Here is a 17327-nt window from a genome sequence, read left to right as displayed (position 1 = left end):
CAGTCCTGACCACCTGTGGTCGCGCCCGGCGCGACTGACGGAACCACAGCCTCCAGGCTGTCCAGAAAGGGAACGAAGCCACATGGCTGACGACAACGAGAACGGCGCCGACGAGCAGCCCGAGATCGTCCACGGCGACAGCGGGGACATCGTCGTCTCCGGTGACCGCATCTCGCAGGTCGACCTGCAGCTCGAGATGCAGCGCTCGTACCTCGACTACGCGATGAGCGTCATCGTCGGTCGTGCCCTGCCCGAGGTCCGTGACGGACTGAAGCCGGTGCACCGCCGCGTGATCTACGCGATGTTCGACGGCGGCTACCGTCCCGACCGGGCCTTCTCGAAGTGCTCGCGCGTCGTCGGCGACGTCATGGGGCAGTTCCACCCGCACGGTGACAGCGCGATCTACGACGCCCTCGTCCGCCTGGTGCAGCCGTGGTCGCTCCGGTACCCGCTCGCGCTCGGCCAGGGCAACTTCGGTTCCCCGGGCAACGACGGCGCCGCTGCCCCGCGGTACACCGAGACCAAGATGGCGCCGCTCGCCATGGAGATGGTCCGGGACATCGACGAGGACACCGTCGACTTCCAGGACAACTACGACGGTCGCACGCAGGAGCCCGCGATCCTGCCGGCACGCTTCCCGAACCTGCTGGTCAACGGGTCCGTCGGCATCGCGGTCGGCATGGCGACGAACATCCCGCCGCACAACCTGCGCGAGGTCGCTGCGGGCGCCAAGTGGGCGCTCGAGCACCCCGACGCCACGCGTGAAGAGCTCCTCGGCGCGCTCATGCAGCGGATCAAGGGCCCGGACTTCCCGACCGGGGCGCAGATCCTCGGCACGAAGGGCATCCAGGACGCCTACCGCACCGGTCGTGGCTCGATCACGATGCGCGCGGTCGTCAACGTCGAGGAGATCCAGGGTCGCACCTGCCTCGTCGTCACCGAACTCCCGTACCAGGTGAACCCCGACAACCTCGCGATCCGCATCGCCGAGGGTGTGAAGGACGGCAAGCTCGCCGGCATCGCGGACATCCGCGACGAGACCTCGGGTCGTACCGGTCAGCGCCTCGTCATCGTGCTCAAGCGCGACGCCGTCGCCAAGGTCGTCCTCAACAACCTGTACAAGCACACGCAGCTGCAGGAGAACTTCGGCGCGAACATGCTCGCGATCGTCGACGGCGTGCCCCGCACCCTCGCGCTCGACGGGTTCATCTCGGCGTGGGTCGACCACCAGATCGACGTCATCGTCCGCCGCACCCAGTTCCGGCTGCGCGAGGCCGAGAAGCGCGCCCACATCCTCCGTGGCTACCTGGCCGCGCTCGACGCCCTCGACGAGGTCATCGCGCTCATCCGCCGGTCGCCCGACGTCGAAGAGGCCCGCACCGGCCTGATGGACCTGCTGTCCGTCGACGAGATCCAGGCGCGCGCGATCCTCGAGCTCCAGCTCCGTCGTCTCGCCGCCCTCGAGCGCCAGAAGATCCACGACGAGGCCGAGGAGCTCGAGCGCAAGATCGCCGACTTCCAGGACATCCTGGCGTCGGAGACGCGTCAGCGCACGATCATCGGCGACGAGCTCGAGGAGATCGTCGAGCGGTTCGGCGACGACCGCCGCAGCGAGATCCTGCTCGGCTTCGACGGCGACATGTCCATCGAGGACCTCATCCCCGAAGAGGAGATGGTCGTCACCATCACCCGCGGCGGGTACGTCAAGCGGACGCGCAGCGACAACTACCGCTCGCAGCACCGCGGCGGCCGCGGGGTCAAGGGTGCGCAGCTGCGCGCCGACGACATCGTCGAGCACTTCTTCGTGACGACGACGCACCACTGGCTCCTCTTCCTCACGGACAAGGGGCGGGTCTACCGCGCCAAGGCCTACGAGCTGCAGGAGGCCAGCCGCGACGCCAAGGGTCAGCACGTCGCGAACCTGCTCGCCATGCAGCCGGACGAGCAGATCCAGCAGGTGCTCGACATCCGCGACTACGAGGCGGCGCAGTACCTCGTGCTCGCCACGGCGCACGGTCTCGTGAAGAAGACCCCGCTCACCGAGTACGACACGAACCGCACCGGTGGCATCATCGCGATCAACCTGCGCGACGGCGACACCCTGGTGCAGGCACTCCTCGTCGACGAGCACGACGACCTCCTGCTCGTGTCGAAGCACGGCATGTCGCTGCGCTTCACCGCGACGAACGACACCCTGCGCCCGATGGGTCGATCGACCTCCGGCGTGAAGGGCATGTCCTTCCGCGACGACGACTCGCTGCTCGCAGCCCGGGTCGTCTCGGACGACGGCTACGTGTGGGTCATGACCGAGGGCGGCTACGCCAAGCGCACGTCGGTCGACCAGTACCGCGTGCAGGGCCGTGGTGGTCTCGGCATCAAGGTGGCCAAGCTGGCCGCTGACCGGGGCGACCTTGTGGGTGCTCTCATCGTGGGCGAGGACGACGAGGTGCTCGTCGTGCTGCAATCGGGCAAGGTGGTAAGGTCTGCCGTGGCCGAGGTGCCCGCCAAGGGTCGCGACACGATGGGTGTGGTCTTCGCGAGGTTCGCGGAGAACGACCGGATCATCGCGGTGGCCCGGAACACAGAGCGGAACCTGGACGACCAGGACGACGCCGAGATCGAGCCTGCGGGCCCGGTGGAGACGGTCAGCCCGGACGAAGCGGCCGCCGACCCCGCCGACACAGTGCCCACGGACACCGTGGCCGGAGAGGACCAGTCAAGCAATGAGTAGTGTCGCCGAGAAGCTCCAGAAGAAGGCGAAGCGGCCCGTCGGCACCCGTCAGGTGCGGCTGCGGCTCGTGTACGTCGACTTCTGGTCGATGGTGAAGCTCAGCTTCCTCATCGCCCTGGCCGGCTCGATCGTGATCGTCGTCGCCACCGCGCTGGTGTGGGTCATCCTGAACCAGACCGGTGTCTTCACCCAGATCGACGCCCTGCTGAAGGACGTCACCGGGCAGAACAACTACTCGATCATGGACCAGTTCTCGCTGGGCCAGGTGCTCGGGTTCTCCATCGTCGTGGGCATCCTCAACGTGGTCGTCGGCACCGTGCTCGGCGCCATCGTGAGTGTCCTCTACAACCTCAGTGTGCGGATCACCGGCGGCTTGCTCGTCGGCTTCACGAACAACTGACACACCCGGGCCGGATGGGCCGACCGGCTCGATTTCGTTCTGCGAGATCCGTACGGTAGGCTTTCATCCGGTCTGAGGGGCTATAGCTCAGGCGGTTAGAGCGCTTCGCTGATAACGAAGAGGTCCAAGGTTCAAGTCCTTGTAGCCCCACCACTTCCTCCGACACTCCGTACGATGGGTGTCACGGGGCCTTAGCTCAGTTGGTAGAGCGCCTGCTTTGCAAGCAGGATGTCGGGAGTTCGATTCTCCCAGGCTCCACTCCCTCGGCGTGAGCGATGCTCCGCTCGTTCTCGCTTCGCCTCGCTCGGTCGTCGTGTCCGTCTGCGCCTTCGGCGCGCCGCTCCGCGATCGGTTCCGTTGCGCGACGTTCTTGCGGGCTCGAGGTTTGCCGATTGTGGCATCTCGCGCCGGCTGAACGGCCGTTCCTGAGACCTCGGCGGACGTGAGCGGCGCGTCGTGCGACCGCGACACGGCTCCGGGTGGACCCCGGTGGACGTGCGTGGCGGGTCGTGCGACCTCGCCGCGTGGCGGGGTGGGCCGAACGCGACGGCGGACGGGAGGCGCGGGGCGGGGCCGACCCGCGCCTCCCGTCCGTCGCCGGGCCGGTGAGCGGGGACGACATGCCGTGCGTCGGGCGCCGAGTGGGCACGAACGGCCGCTTCGGCGCGGTGAACGGGACGTATTGTGCCCGCTCGCTGCTCCGGCCAAGCCCCCGAGCCGCTGGCCCGCGGACGACGAAGGGCCCCGGCGCGTGCCGGGGCCCTTCGTGCGAACCGGGAGGTCAGGCGGCAGGCTTCTCCGCCGTGTCAGCGTCGTCGGCGACCCACAGGTCGTCGTCCGCGCGGAGCGTCTGGTACGCGGCGTAGGCGGCACCCGCCACGGCGACGACACCGACCACGATCAGCGCGACACCGCCGAAGCCGATGCCCTTCTTCTGGTGCGGCACGTACTTCTCCGCAGCCTTCTTGGCCTTCTTGCCCTTCTTCTGGGCGTTCTTCACGATCTTCTTGACGCGGGGGTCCTTCGCGAGGTCACCCACGCTGAGGACCGAGCCCGCCGTCGCGACGAGTCCGGGGACGACCTCGGACTGGAAGCGGTGCGAAGCACTCTGCGCTGCGCTCGTGGCAGCGTGCACCCCCGTGGCGACAGCCGGACGGATGCCGTTGTCGATCGCGTTCTGCACTCGCGGAGCGATGTCCTTGCGAGCGGTGTCCACGGCGTGGGACCGCGCCTCCGCAAGGATCGCGTTCGCGTGCTCGAGGACCTTGCGCTGCTCGCCGAGGAGCGAGGCGGTCTGGCCCTTGAGCTTCTTGATCTGCTTCCGGCGCTTGCGCGGGATCTCGATCGTCGTCATCTGGTACCTCCATCGGAACGGCGTGACCCCCATCCTGCCACCGCAGTGCCTGACAGGTCACGGAGCCTCACCTGTGTGATCCGTCTGACCGTCAGCAGTACATGCGAGAATCGGAACATGTCTCTGCACACCGCTGTCGCAACGATCCACACGAACAAGGGCGACATCCGCGTCAACCTGTTCGGTAACCACGCTCCGAAGACCGTCAAGAACTTCGTCGACCTCGCGACGGGCAAGCAGGAGTGGACCCACCCCGGCACCGGCAAGGTCTCGACCGACAAGCTGTACGACGGTGTCGTCTTCCACCGCATCATCAAGGACTTCATGATCCAGGGCGGCGACCCGCTCGGTCAGGGCATCGGCGGACCGGGCTACCGCTTCGACGACGAGATCCACCCGGAGCTCACCTTCCAGAACCCGTACATCTTCGCCATGGCGAACGCCGGCATCCAGGGCGGCCGCGGCACCAACGGCTCGCAGTTCTTCATCACCACGGTGGCGACACCGTGGCTGCAGGGCAAGCACACCATCTTCGGCGAGGTCGCGGACGACGAGTCCCGCGCGGTCGTCGACGCGATCGAGGGTGTGGCGACCGACGGCCGTGACAAGCCGCTCGAGGACGTCGTCATCCAGAGCATCGACGTCGAGGACGTCTGAGCCGCCACGTGACCGATCAGGCGTACAACCCGAACAACACCTGCTACCGGCATCCGGACCGGCAGAGCTTCGTGCTCTGCCAGCGCTGCGGGCGGACGATCTGCCCGGAGTGCCAGACGCCGGCGGCGGTCGGGGTGCACTGCCCTGAGTGCGTGCGTGAGCAGCGTGCGCAGTTCCAGGCGAACCGTCGGGCGTCCGGAGGCCCCAGCGGGCTGACGGTCGCCCGGCGGCGCTTCGCCATGCTCGACCAGAAGGCGACGGTCGTGATCGTCGCCGTCTCGGTCGCGATCTGGTTGCTCGACCAGGTCTCGGGCGGGTTCTTCACGAACCTGTTCGCCTACAACTCGCTGCTCCTGCCCTCGCAGCCGTGGCGAGCGGTGACGGTGCTCTTCGTGCACTCGGGCCTCTTCCACATCCTGTTCAACATGTGGGCGCTGTGGATCTTCGGCCGGATGCTCGAGAACATGCTCGGGGCGTGGCGGTTCCTGGCGCTCTACTTCATCACCGGGATCTTCGGGTCGATGCTCGTGACGTTCCTGGCCCCCGGCACGTGGGTGGTCGGAGCGTCCGGCGCGATCTTCGGGCTGTTCGCGGCGTTCTTCGTCCTGCAGCGCAGTCTCGGCAACAACGCCGTGCAGCTGCTGGTCATCATGGGACTCAACCTCGTCGTGGGGTTCCTGCCCGGCACGAACATCTCGTGGCAGGCGCACGTCGGCGGGATCATCGGCGGCTTCGTGGTCGGGTTCGTGTTCGCACGGACCCGCAACATCCGCCAGCGTCCGCTGCAGATCGCACTGCTCGTGGCCGCCGCGGTCGTGGGCATCGCCCTGACCGCCGTCGGGTACGCGGTGACGATCGGCTGACAGCCGCACAGCAGCACCACCGGACGCCCCGTCGCTCAGCGGCGGGGCGTCCGTGCGTCAGCGAGGGCTTTTCCACACGTGCACGACCGAGTTGTCCACAGCTGTGGAGAACGCGGTGAGTTACACGCATGTGATTATCCCCACTGTGGAGTCCGCTGTGGATAACTCCGGGACGGGGGTGTGGATGGGTGTGTGGAGAGCGTGGAGAACTGTGGAGAACGCGCGCGGAGGTGGGGACAAGGGCCACGGCGGGGCGACTGCACTGTGGACAACGGGACGAACGACGACGCCCGCCGCACCAGCAGGTGCGACGGGCGTCGGGAGGTGTGTGGCCGGGGTGCTACCGCCAGCGCGTGGTCATCAGGAAGCCGACGAACATGATGCCGAAGCCGATGAGGATGTTCCACGAACCGAGGGACGGCACCGGCAGGGTCGTGTTCGAGATGTAGAAGACGATCACCCAGGCGAGGCCGATGAGCATGAAACCGAACATGACCGGCTTGAACCACACGGGGTTCGGCTGGTCCCCCGCGGTGTCGACCGAGTCGGCTCGGGTCGTCCGGGCGGGCTTGGTGCGGTCCTTGTCCTTGGCCATGGCCGGTATCCTACCGTGACCGCGGGTGTGGGAAGCCTCTCAGCCCGCCGCACACATCCCCCACGAGTACGGTGAACCGACCATGACCAAGATCCTCGTCGTCGACAACTACGACAGCTTCGTCTACACGCTGAACGGCTACGTGCAGCAGCTCGGGGCGGAGACCGACGTGGTCCGGAACGACGCCTTCCCCGCGTCCGAGATCGCCGACCGCATCGCCGAGTACGACGGTGTGCTGCTGTCCCCCGGCCCCGGGACGCCCGCGGACGCCGGCGTCTCCGTCGAGACCGTGCACGCCGCCATCGCCGCGGACAAGCCCCTGCTCGGCGTGTGCCTCGGCCACCAGGCCATCGCCGAGGCGCTCGGTGCGACGGTCACCCACGCCGAGGAACTCATGCACGGCAAGACCTCGCAGGTCGACCACGACGACAGCCCCCTCTTCGCGGGCGTCCCGCATCCCTTCACGGCGACGCGGTACCACTCGCTCGCGATCGTCGACGGCACGGTCCCCGACGAGCTCACGGTGACGGCCCGGACCGGTGGCGGCGTCATCATGGGCGTGCAGCACCGCGAGCACCCCGTGTACGGCGTGCAGTTCCACCCGGAGTCGGTCCTCACCGAGGGCGGCTACCGGATGGTCGGCAACTGGCTCGAGACGACTGGCCTCGCCGGTGCAGCGGAACGCGCTGCGGGCCTGAACCCGCTCATCGCGGCCCACCGGGCCTGACAGCGGCGGGCCACTGACGCGACCGCCCTGCGGGACGGTCGGGACGTGGCGGGGTCGAGCCGCGCCTCCGGGAAGGCAGGCCGACGGCGCCGGACAGGAGGCGCGGCGCACCCCCGCCGCGGAGCATCCGTCAGGACGCGGTCAGGTCACTGACCGTCGTCGCCGCCGTCCTTGCCACCGTCGGCGGGTGCATCCGTCGCCGGCGGCTGCGAGGGCTGCGCCGAGCCGGCGCAGTACGTGAGCGTCACGGTGCTGCCCTGCGCGATGTCGCCGGCGGGGGCGCTCTGCTGCGTCACGGTGCCACCGATGCACGAGTACGACGGCGCCGGTGTGACCTTCAGCCCCAGCTGGGCGAGGGTCGCGTTCGCCGTGGAGAACGGCTGCTGGGTGACGTTCGGCAACTCGACCTTGCCGTTCGACACCGTCAGGTTCACCACCGTGCCCTTGGCGTGCTGCGAGGAGGCGGCGGGGTCGGTACTCATGACCGTCCCCTCGGGCACGTCGGGCGAGTAGTCGGAGTTGATCGCACCGACGGCGAAGCCCGCCTGCTCGAGGGTCTTCTGCGCTGCGTCCTGCGCCTGCCCCGCGAGGTCCGGGACGGCGACCTGTTCGGGGCCGAGCGAGACGATCACTCGGACGTTCTGCTTGCGCGCGACGTTCGTGCCGGAGCCGGGCTCGGTGCGGATGACCGATCCCCGGTCGACGTCGTCGGAGTTCTCCTCGACCTTGACGGGGACGAGGTCCTTCTTGCCGAGCGCGGAGGCCGCGGAGTCGTAGGTCGCACCGACGACGTTCGGCACGCTGACCGAGGACGTGACGGGAGGCTTGCCCGGACCGAGGTTCGCCACGAAGAACACGACCGCCACGATGACCGCCGCGGTCAGGATGATGCCGACCCAGATCCAGGCGACGGGCGGACGGTTCTGGGTGCGCTGCGGACGGTGCTCGGCGGTGTCGTCGTCGAGCTCGCGGAAGGCCACCGCGGGGTTCGAGGTCGTCCGGGGGTTCACACCGAACAGCACCGTCGAGGCGTCGTGGGCGGCCTGCTGCTGGAGCTTGCGGGTCGACGCGGGGACCTTGCCCGCCGCGGCCTGCTGCAGTTCCGTCCGGAACTCCGCCGCGTTCTGGTAGCGGCGCGTGCGGTCCTTCACCAGGGCGTGCAGCGTGACCGCGTCGAGCGCCGGCGAGACCTCGGGCGTGAGGGACGACGGAGCGACGGGCTGTTCGCTGACGTGCTGGTACGCGACGGCGACGGGGGTGTCGCCGAGGAACGGCGGGCGGCCGGTGAGCAGCTCGAAGAACACGACACCGGTGGAGTAGACGTCGGTACGGGCGTCGACGGTCTCGCCGCGGGCCTGTTCCGGGGAGAAGTACGACGCGGTGCCGAGGATCGAGGTCGTCTGGGCGACCGTCGCCGAGGTGTCGGTGATGGCGCGGGCGATGCCGAAGTCCATGACCTTGACCTGGCCGGAGTGCGTCACCATGACGTTCGCGGGCTTGATGTCGCGGTGCACGACGCCGGCACGGTGCGAGTACTCGAGCGCGGTGAGGATGCCCTCGGTGATGCGCACGGCTTCGTCCGGGGCGACCGGGCCCTCGCCGATGATGTCGGAGAGCGGACGGCCCTCGACGTACTCCATGACGATGAAGGGCACCTGCACCTCGGCACCGGAGGTCTCGGTGACCGTCTCTTCGCCGGCGTCGTAGACGCGGACGATGGTGGGGTGGGCCATGCGGGCGGCCGCCTGGGCTTCCTGCCGGAAGCGCGTGCGGAACGCCGGGTCGTTGGCGAGGCTGGGCTTCAGCAGCTTCACCGCCACCTTGCGTCCGAGCCGGGTGTCGTTGCCCAGATGCACAGTGGCCATGCCGCCCCGACCGATGACGTCACCGATCTCGTAGCGGTTGGCGAGGAGGGTGATCCCCGCGGTCACACCTTCTGGCACGTACTCCTCCGAATGTCCGTCCGGGCAAGTGTACGGCAGGCTTCGCTGGTGAGACGCTGGTGACGGGGGGCTCGACCGAACCGTTACGCAACGGTGTCGCGAGCCCCCGTCCGGGGGTCGGTCAGTTGCCGTCCTGCGGGCCAGCGCTCGGGTTGTTGCCGTCGGTCGGGTCGGTCGTCGGCTCGTCCGTGGCCTGCCAGGCGTCGCTCGACGCGGCCTCGGACGCCGCCGACGCCGCGAGGTTGCCGCACGTCACGGTGTAGCTCAGCGAGGCCGAGGTGTCGATCTTGTCGATCTGCACGGTGACCGATCGGTGGTCGGCGTCGAGCGTGCCCGAGGTCTGGCTCGAGGCGTCCTTGCCGCCGGTGATCGTGTACGCGTACGACGACACGGTGTACCCGGTCGGGCACGTCGCCGCCGCCCAGCTGAAGGTCACCACGCCGTCGGCGGACACCGCACCCGGGGACGCCGAGTTCGGCTGGTTGACCGTCGGCTGCGCCGTGTACTGCTGCAGCACGACGAGCGAGCCGGGCGCCAGGCTGCCGGTGGGGCTGATCGACTGGACGGTGTTCGCCTGCTCGGGCTTCGGAGCGGGGTCGCCGTCCTCGACGCGGGAGGTGAGGTTCAGCGCCTCGAGCTTGGCCTGCGCGTCGGCGACCGACAGCCCGACGAAGTCCGCCGAGTTCACGGTCACGCGGGTCTCGGTCGGAGACGGCGTCGGGGTGTTGGACGGCTTCGGCGTCGCGCTGCGCGTCGTCGCGGACTTCGTCGGCTCCGGCTGACCGTTGCTGTTCAGGGCGAACGCGCCGACGACACCGGCGATGATGAGCACCGCGACGATGCCCACGACCCACCAGATCCAGGCGCGCTTCTTCTTCGGCTCCTCGTCCTCGCCGTCGACCGGCGAGCCCGGGGTGCCCGGACCGCCCGCGACCGCACCGGCCTGGGTGCCGATGAGCGCTGTCGCAGCGTCGTTCCCCGGTGTCTGCGGCGGGTTGAACGCCACGGTGCCGCCGGCGGCGATGGCCGGGACGGCGACGGTGGCGGCCGCGACGTCCCCGCGGCGGAGTGCCTGCGCCGCACGGGCCAGGTTCGCCGCCGTCGCCGGACGGTCGGCGGGCTTCTTGGCGATGCACGACATCACGAGGGCGGAGACCGGCTCCGGGATGTCCCCCGGAAGCGCCGGCGGCTGCTCGTTGATGTGCGCCATGGCGATCGCGACCTGCGACTCGCCCGTGAACGGACGACGGCCCGCCAGGCACTCGTACGCGACGATGCCGAGCGAGTAGATGTCGGTCGACGGCGACGCCGGGTGCCCGCTCGCCTGCTCCGGCGAGAGGTACTGGACGGTGCCCATGACCTGTCCGGTCGCGGTGAGCGGCACCTGGTCGGCGATGCGCGCGATGCCGAAGTCGGTGATCTTGACGCGGCCGTCCGGCGTGATGAGCAGGTTGCCCGGCTTGATGTCGCGGTGCACGAGCCCGACGGCGTGCGCGGCCTGCAGCGCGTTCGCGGTCTGCGCGACGATGTCGAGGACCTTGTCGACCGGCAGCGTGTGCTCCCGCTCGATCATGGTCGAGAGCGCCTCGCCGGGGACGAGCTCCATCACGAGGTAGGCGCTGCCGTCCTCCTCGCCGTAGTCGAAGACGTTGGCGATGCCCTCGTGGTTGACGAGCGCAGCGTGACGGGCCTCGGCGCGGAAGCGCTCGAGGAAGCCCGGGTCGCCGAGGTACTCGTCCTTGAGGATCTTGAGTGCGACGGTCCGGCCGATGACGAGGTCGGTGGCCTGCCACACCTCTCCCATGCCGCCGATGGCGACGCGGGACGAGAGTTGGTACCGCCCACCGAAGGTGAGTCCGCTGGTGGGTCTCATTTGTTCAGCACCGCCTCCATGACTTTCTTCGCGACCGGGGCCGCGACCGTGTTGCCGACTCCGGACTGCCCGAGTCCGCCGCCGTTCCCGACGACGACCGCGACGGCCACCTCCGGGTCCTTCGCCGGGGCGAAGCCCGTGAACCAGAGTGTGTAGGGATCGCCCGTGCCGCCTTCGGCCGTGCCCGTCTTCCCTGCGACGTCGACACCGTCGATCTTGGCATTGGTGCCGGTCCCCGAGCTGACGACGCTCTGCATGGCCTCGGTGAGGTCACTCGATTCGGAGGCCGACAGCGGATCGCTGTACTGCTTCGGGGAGAAGGACTCGACGGTCTTCAGGTCGCTCGTCGTGATCGAGTCGACGAGCGAGGGCTGCATGACCTTGCCGCCGTTCGCGATGCCGGCGGAGACCATGGCCATCTGCAGCGGGGACACCCGGACGCTGGCCTGGCCGAACGAGCTCAGCATGAGCTGCGCGGTGTCGTCGCTGACGTCGGGGTACTGGCTGGCGGTGGCGCGCATCGGGACCTCGATCGCGTCGCCGAAGCCGTACTTGTCCGCCATGCTCTTGATCGTGTCGTAGCCGAGCTTCTGGCCGAGCTCCGCGAAGGGGATGTTGCACGAGTACTGGATCGCCGTGCGCAGCTTGACCTTGTCGCCGCCGCCGCACGAGCCGCCCTCGGCGTTGTTGATGTACGTGCTCGTGCCGGGCAGCTGCAGCCGCGACGGGTTCGGGAACTCGGAGTCGAGGTTGTACTTGCCGCCCTCGAGCGCGGCGGACGCCACGACGAGCTTGAAGACCGACCCGGGCGTGTACAGGTCGCCGCCGATGGCCCGGTTCTGCAGGGGCTTCGCGGCGTTCGAGTCGAGCGCCTTGTACTGGTCGATGACGTTCTGCGTGTCGTGCGACGTCAGCGTGTTCGGGTCGTAGCTCTGCTTCGACACCATCGCGAGGATCTTGCCGGTCTTCGGCTGGATCGCGACGACGGCACCGGTGTTGTCGCCCAGTGCGTCGTACGCGGCCTTCTGGACGTCGGGGTCGATCGTCAGGTTGACGTTGTCGCCCTGGACGTCCTGCCCGGTCAGGATCGCGTTGAGGTTCTGGAAGAACGAGGCGTCGGAGTTGCCGGAGAGCACGGTGTTCTCGGCGCCCTCGATGCCGGAGTTGCCCTGGCCGATCGTGAAGTACCCGGTGACGGCCGAGTACAGGTCGCCGTTCGTGTACTTCCGCTGGTACTGGTACTGGTCGTCCACCGGGGTCGACTCGGCGATGGGACTGCCGTTGACGAGGATCGCGCCGCGCTTCGTGGAGTAGCTGGCGAGGATCGTCCGGGAGTTCCGCGAGTCGGCGCGGAGGGAGTCGGCCGAGAAGAACTGGATGGAGGTCGTCGACACGAAGAGTGCGACGAACATGAGCACGATGACGGTCGAGACACCGCGGAGCTGTCGGTTCACCGGCTGCGCTCCTTCCTGGTCGTCCCGCGACCACGAGCAGCCGGGATCGCACCCTGCTGCACGCGCTGTTCGGCGGGGATTGCATCGGTCAGGCGCAGCAGCATCGCGGCGATGATCCAGTTGGCGACGAGGGAAGAACCACCGGCCGCCATGAACGGCGTCGTGAGGCCGGTGACCGGGATGACCCGGGTGATGCCGCCGACGACGACGAACACCTGCAGGGCGATGATGAAGCCGAAGCCCACGCCGAGCAGCTTGCCGAAGTCGTCCTGCGCCATGAACCCGACGCGGAGGCCGCGGGACGCCAGGATGATGAACAGGGCGAGGATCGCGAAGACGCCGATCAGGCCGAGTTCCTCACCCAGCGACGCGATGATGTAGTCCGCGTTGGCGACCGGGGTGATGTACGGACGCCCCTGGCCGAGACCGGTGCCCGTGATCCCGCCGTTCGCGAAGCCGAACAGGCCCTGCACGAGCTGGTAGCTGCCCTGGGTCTGCCGGGTGAAGATCTCCTGGTTGAACGGGTCGAGCCACTGCTCGAAGCGGCCGTGCACGTAGACGAGCACGGACTGGGCGACGAGCGCGCCGCCGACGAACAGCACCAGCCCGATGAGGACCCAGCTCAGCCGCGCCGTCGCGACGTAGATCATCACGAGGAACAGGCCGAAGTAGAGCAGTGCGGTGCCGAGGTCGCGCTGGAAGACCAGGACGCCCATGGCCGCGGCCCACATCACGAGGATCGGCCCGAGGTCACGCGCCCGCGGGAACGTCATGCCGAGGAACTTGCGGCCGACGATCGACAGCGAGTCCCGTGCGGTGACGAGGTAGCCGGCGAAGAACAGCGCCATCGTGATCTTGGCGAGCTCGCCCGGCTGGAAGGTGAACGAGCCGAGCTTGATCCAGACCCGCGCGCCGTTCACGTTGAGTCCGATGCCCGGCAGCATCGGCAGCAGCAGCAGCGCGATCGTCAGGAACATGAAGATGTAGCGGTACCGCTGCAGGAACCGGTGGTTCCGGACGACGGAGACCGTGATGATCGCCAGGACCATCGCGAGCATCGTCCAGACGATCTGCTTCACGCCGATCGCGCCCCAGCCGGTCAGGCCGTTGTGGACGTCGATGCGGTAGATCTCGGCGATCCCGATGCCGTTCAGCACGAGTGCGACCGGCAGGATGAACGGGTCGGCGTTCTTCGCGACGATGCGCAGCACGACGTGCATCACGAGCGCGAGCCCGAGGATGCCGGCGCCGACCCAGAGCACCGAGGTGTCGAACAGCTTGCCCTTCGTGCCGAGCTGCACGAGGACCATCGCGCCGGCGCAGATGCCGCACGCGATGACGAGCAGCACGAGCTCGAGGTTGCGGGCGCGGGCGGGCTCCCGCAGCTTGATCGTGATCGCCTGCGTGAAGGACTGGGGGGTGGCGCTGCTCATCGCTTCGCCCCTGGTGACGGCGACGGCGACTTCGTCGGGGACGGTGATCCGCCGTCTCCGCCGGTGCCCGCCTGGTCCTGACCGGTCTCGGCGGCCTTCCGCAGCCGGTCGACGATGTCACGGGCGTCGTCGAGCGACTGCGCGTTGATCGTCGAGCGGACGTTCTCGCGGGTGTACTCCGGCAGCCCGGACACCGAGATGTCGGTGTCCTCGTACACGTCGGACAGCGCGATCGGCCCGATCGACTGCTGCACGCCCTTGTAGATCGCGACGGTGCCGCGGTCGGTACCCACGTAGTAGTGGTCCTGGATGATCCGCCAGCCGAGGAAGACGGCGCCGACGAGTGCGGCGACGGCCACGACGAGGGCGATGGTCCACGAGACACGACGGCGGATCCGGCGACGGCGGTCCTCGGCGATGAGCTCGGCGAAGAACTGGTCGGACTCGGGCTCGAAGTGCGAGTCCTCGGGGGCGGTCGTGACCTTGAGCGGGTGGAGCAGGATCGTGGGGAGGCGGATCGGCTTGCGGCCGGTCGACGCCTCGAACGTGAGCGGTGCCGCCGCGGACCCGACCGTGGTGGCCGCATCGTCGTCGTCGTCGGGCTCGGTGTCGGTGACGTCCATCACGACGACCGTCACGTTGTCGGGCGCGCCGTGGTCGAGCGTCTCCTTCACGAGACGCTGCGTGACCTGGTTCGCGTCCATGTTCGACGCGAGCGCGTGTCGGATGCGCTCTTCGGCCAGGTACGACGAGAGTCCGTCGGAGCAGAGCAGCCAGCGGTCGCCCGGCTGGATGTCCATGATGGCGGTGTCGACCTCCGGCGCAGCGTCGACGTCGCCGAGCACCCGCATCAGGACGGAGCGTCGCGGGTGCACCGCGGCCTCTTCAGGCGTGATCCGGCCGCTGTCCACGAGCCGCTGCACGAAGGTGTGGTCGGACGTGATCTGCTGGAGCTCGCCGTCGCGGTGCCGGTAGATGCGCGAGTCGCCGATGTGCGCGATGGCGATCTGTTCGCCGACCCGGATCATCGCGGACACCGTGGTGCCCATGCCGGTGAGTTCCTGGTGCTCGAACACCGTCTCGGTGATGAGCTGGTTCGCCGCGATCAGCGCCGACTGCAGTGCGAACTCGGCGTCGTGCGCCGACGGGAACTCGCGGTCGACCTCCCGGATGCGGCGGATCGCGATCGCCGAGGCGACGTCACCGCCTGCGTGCCCGCCCATGCCGTCGGCCACCGCGAACAGGTGCTGTCCGGCGTAGCCGGAGTCCTGGTTGTTCGCGCGGATGCGTCCGACGTGGGACACAGCGGCGCTCAGCGTGCGAGCGGTCATCCCGGGTTACCGCCGCAGCTCGAACGTCGTCGTCCCGATCGTGATCGGCGTCCGCTCCGCGATGATCACGGGAACGGTCACCTTCTGACCGTTGACGAACGTGCCGTTCGTGGACTCGAGGTCGGTGAGGAGCCAGCCGTCGGCCCGGAGGTCGAGGCGGGCGTGGTTGGTGGACGTGTAGTCGTCGCGGATGACGACGTTGGACTCGCTCGACCGGCCGATCGTGATCGGGCCGCCACCGAGCGGCATCTCCATGCCCTCGCGCGAGCCCTCGGTGATCACGAGGCGGGTCGCAGCCGGCGTGGCGGACTGCTGCGCCCCCGTCGCTTGACCGATGAGGTCCGTGAAGGCACCGGCTGACGCGGCCGCCGGGGCCGCTGCTGCAGGCACCGCGGGGGTCGTCGGACCCGACGCACCGGCCTTCGGATCGGTGGGGATCGTGCGCACGCGTTGGCCGAACAGATCGCTCCGCAGGGCGAAGACGATCACGAACACGAACAGCCAGAGCACCGCGAGGAACGCGAAGCGCAGGACGAGCAGGGTCAGCCCTGTGGTCACCTGGTACCTCCGTCGTTCTCGGGTATCACCCGGAACACCATACGGGTACGACCGATCTCGATCGTGGAATCCGGCTCCACGATGGCCTGCTGGAAGCGCTCACCGTTCAGTTTCGAGCCGTTCGTCGACCCGAGGTCGTTGGCCTGGGCGTGCTTGCCGTCCCAGATGACCTCGACGTGCTTGCGGCTCGTGCCGGTGTCGGCGACGGTGATGTCGGCGTCCGTCCCGCGACCGATCACGGTGCGACCACGCTGCAGCTTGTGCCGCTGCGAGCCGATGTCGAGCACCGCGACCCAGGCGACGTCGCGCTGCACCGTCGTCGAGTCGATCTGCAGGATCCCGGTGGAGAGGGTGCCGTCCTGCTGCAGCCGGATCGTGACCGGTCCGGAGAAGGAGTAGTTCTGCGCGACCGCGTGCTGCTGCACCATCTGCGAGAGCTCGTCGACGAGCGGCCGACCGATGTCGTTCATGCGCGTGTAGTCCGGCGGCGCGAGTCGCACCGTGAACTCGTTCGGCACGAGGATGCGTTCGCGGGAGACGACGGCTGCCTTGGTGTCGAGCTCGCGGCGGAGGGCGCTCGAGATCTCGACGGGCTGCACGCCGGAGCGGAAGGTCTTCGCGAACGCGCCGTTCACAGCGCGCTCCAGCCCTCGCTCGAAGCTGTCCAACAGGCCCATGGGTCTCCAGTGTTCTCGGTCGTCGACCTCTGCATGGTAGTGGTTGGCGTCTGGCAGCGTCTGTGCGTGGTAGTGTTCTCGGGCTGGCGCGAGTGGCGGAATTGGTAGACGCGCACGGTTCAGGTCCGTGTGCTGGAAACGGCGTGGGGGTTCAAGTCCCCCCTCGCGCACCAGACAACGCAAGAGGCCCCCGGAGAGATCCGGGGGCCTCTTCGCGTTCCGCAGCGGCGTCAGTTCCGAGGGTGGTCGGGATCCGTCGGCCTGGAGGCGCGGCTCGGCTCGGCACCGTCGGCGCGCCGGAAGAACGGGCGTGCGCTGGGCAGGAAGAGCAGCACCGCGGCGACGACCGAGACCAGGATCAGGACGGTGGACAGGCCCCCGTCGGTGATGCTCAGGACGGCACGGAGCGCGGCGATCGCCACGAGCACGATCCGGGCCACCGCGGAGCCACGGAGCACCAGGATCGTCGCAGCGGCGACGGCGGCCCAGACGACGAACGACAGCACGAGTGCGAGGACGCCGCCGACCCCGGTCAGTCCCGACCCGGACGCCGAGACGACGACGGTGGAGACGACGCCGACGACCAGCCAGACGGCCCAGAGGACGACCGCCGTCCGGACGACCGGAGGCGGGGTCGGTCGGGAACGTCGCAGGTCGTCCGTCGTCGTCATGTGCTCCCCGTCCCCGCCGCTCCCTGGTGCGGCGTGACGATCGTACCGGCGGCCTGCCCG

At 68.8% G+C, this 17327-nt stretch carries 15 protein-coding genes and 3 tRNA genes; 8 read left to right on the top strand and 10 right to left on the bottom strand.

Annotated elements, in window-relative coordinates; translation table 11 throughout:
- The first annotated feature begins 82 nt into the window (after window positions 1-82).
- From gyrA to BIV01_RS06495, 4 genes are all read left to right on the top strand, one after another.
- Window positions 83-2731 (top strand): DNA gyrase subunit A, encoded by a 2649-nt coding sequence (gene gyrA / locus BIV01_RS06510; RefSeq protein WP_070417463.1) that lies wholly within the window; start codon window positions 83-85, stop codon window positions 2729-2731.
- The gene (locus BIV01_RS06505; RefSeq protein ID WP_070417462.1) at window positions 2724-3131 is read left to right on the top strand and encodes a DUF3566 domain-containing protein; all 408 of its coding nucleotides are present in this window, start codon (window positions 2724-2726) and stop codon (window positions 3129-3131) included. Before gyrA ends, BIV01_RS06505 begins: the two co-directional genes overlap by 8 nt.
- 76 nt (window positions 3132-3207) lie before the next feature.
- Window positions 3208-3284: transfer RNA gene (locus tag BIV01_RS06500), tRNA-Ile, on the top strand.
- Between the two features lie 32 nt (window positions 3285-3316).
- Window positions 3317-3389, top strand: a tRNA-Ala gene (locus BIV01_RS06495).
- 523 nt (window positions 3390-3912) lie between these two features.
- Here the strand turns inward: BIV01_RS06495 and BIV01_RS06490 are convergent.
- Window positions 3913-4485 (bottom strand): hypothetical protein, encoded by a 573-nt coding sequence (locus BIV01_RS06490; RefSeq protein ID WP_083295136.1) that lies wholly within the window; start codon window positions 4483-4485, stop codon window positions 3913-3915.
- Between the two features lie 117 nt (window positions 4486-4602).
- On the opposite strand from BIV01_RS06490, the gene BIV01_RS06485 reads away from it, so the two are divergent.
- The gene (locus BIV01_RS06485; protein WP_070417461.1) at window positions 4603-5142 is read left to right on the top strand and encodes a peptidylprolyl isomerase; all 540 of its coding nucleotides are present in this window, start codon (window positions 4603-4605) and stop codon (window positions 5140-5142) included.
- 8 nt (window positions 5143-5150) lie between these two features.
- Window positions 5151-6005, top strand: coding sequence for a rhomboid family intramembrane serine protease (locus BIV01_RS06480; RefSeq protein WP_071294232.1), 855 nt, complete (start codon window positions 5151-5153; stop codon window positions 6003-6005).
- A 340-nt stretch (window positions 6006-6345) separates the two neighbouring features.
- Here BIV01_RS06480 and BIV01_RS06475 read toward each other — a convergent pair whose 3' ends face one another.
- Window positions 6346-6600: a cell division protein CrgA gene (locus BIV01_RS06475; RefSeq protein WP_070417459.1), complete on the bottom strand. Its 255-nt coding sequence runs from the start codon at window positions 6598-6600 to the stop codon at window positions 6346-6348.
- An 82-nt stretch (window positions 6601-6682) separates the two neighbouring features.
- On the opposite strand from BIV01_RS06475, the gene BIV01_RS06470 reads away from it, so the two are divergent.
- A complete protein-coding gene (locus BIV01_RS06470; RefSeq protein WP_070417458.1) occupies window positions 6683-7327 on the top strand; it encodes an anthranilate synthase component II in 645 nt (214 codons plus the stop codon).
- Window positions 7328-7473: 146 nt separating this feature from the next.
- On the opposite strand, the gene pknB is transcribed toward BIV01_RS06470, so the two are convergent.
- The 7 genes from pknB to BIV01_RS06435 form a co-directional block, all read right to left on the bottom strand.
- Window positions 7474-9270, bottom strand: coding sequence for a Stk1 family PASTA domain-containing Ser/Thr kinase (pknB, locus tag BIV01_RS06465; protein ID WP_261645865.1), 1797 nt, complete (start codon window positions 9268-9270; stop codon window positions 7474-7476).
- Between the two features lie 121 nt (window positions 9271-9391).
- Window positions 9392-11143: a protein kinase domain-containing protein gene (locus BIV01_RS06460; protein ID WP_071294234.1), complete on the bottom strand. Its 1752-nt coding sequence runs from the start codon at window positions 11141-11143 to the stop codon at window positions 9392-9394.
- Complete coding sequence (locus tag BIV01_RS06455; protein ID WP_071302288.1) at window positions 11140-12597, bottom strand: peptidoglycan D,D-transpeptidase FtsI family protein; 1458 nt, start codon at window positions 12595-12597, stop codon at window positions 11140-11142. Before BIV01_RS06455 ends, BIV01_RS06460 begins: the two co-directional genes overlap by 4 nt.
- On the bottom strand, window positions 12594-14030 hold the full coding sequence (locus BIV01_RS06450; protein ID WP_071302287.1) for an FtsW/RodA/SpoVE family cell cycle protein: 1437 nt from the start codon (window positions 14028-14030) through the stop codon (window positions 12594-12596). The genes BIV01_RS06455 and BIV01_RS06450 overlap by 4 nt, the downstream gene beginning before the upstream one ends.
- On the bottom strand, window positions 14027-15361 hold the full coding sequence (locus BIV01_RS06445; RefSeq protein WP_071302286.1) for a Stp1/IreP family PP2C-type Ser/Thr phosphatase: 1335 nt from the start codon (window positions 15359-15361) through the stop codon (window positions 14027-14029). The genes BIV01_RS06450 and BIV01_RS06445 overlap by 4 nt, the downstream gene beginning before the upstream one ends.
- A 6-nt stretch (window positions 15362-15367) precedes the next feature.
- The gene (locus BIV01_RS06440; RefSeq protein ID WP_070417452.1) at window positions 15368-15919 is read right to left on the bottom strand and encodes an FHA domain-containing protein FhaB/FipA; all 552 of its coding nucleotides are present in this window, start codon (window positions 15917-15919) and stop codon (window positions 15368-15370) included.
- Window positions 15916-16596, bottom strand: coding sequence for an FhaA domain-containing protein (locus BIV01_RS06435; RefSeq protein ID WP_070417451.1), 681 nt, complete (start codon window positions 16594-16596; stop codon window positions 15916-15918). The genes BIV01_RS06440 and BIV01_RS06435 overlap by 4 nt, the downstream gene beginning before the upstream one ends.
- An 86-nt stretch (window positions 16597-16682) precedes the next feature.
- On the opposite strand from BIV01_RS06435, the gene BIV01_RS06430 reads away from it, so the two are divergent.
- Window positions 16683-16769 (top strand) — tRNA-Leu (locus tag BIV01_RS06430).
- Window positions 16770-16826: 57 nt separating this feature from the next.
- On the opposite strand, the gene BIV01_RS06425 is transcribed toward BIV01_RS06430, so the two are convergent.
- Complete coding sequence (locus BIV01_RS06425; protein WP_071302285.1) at window positions 16827-17267, bottom strand: hypothetical protein; 441 nt, start codon at window positions 17265-17267, stop codon at window positions 16827-16829.
- Window positions 17268-17327 lie beyond the last annotated feature (60 nt).

Origin of the sequence: Curtobacterium sp. MCBA15_013, from assembly GCF_001865095.1 — a bacterium.
Classification (GTDB): domain Bacteria; phylum Actinomycetota; class Actinomycetes; order Actinomycetales; family Microbacteriaceae; genus Curtobacterium.
The sequence above is the reverse complement of the archived record's forward strand: the minus strand, read 5'-3'. Positions and strand labels throughout refer to the sequence as shown.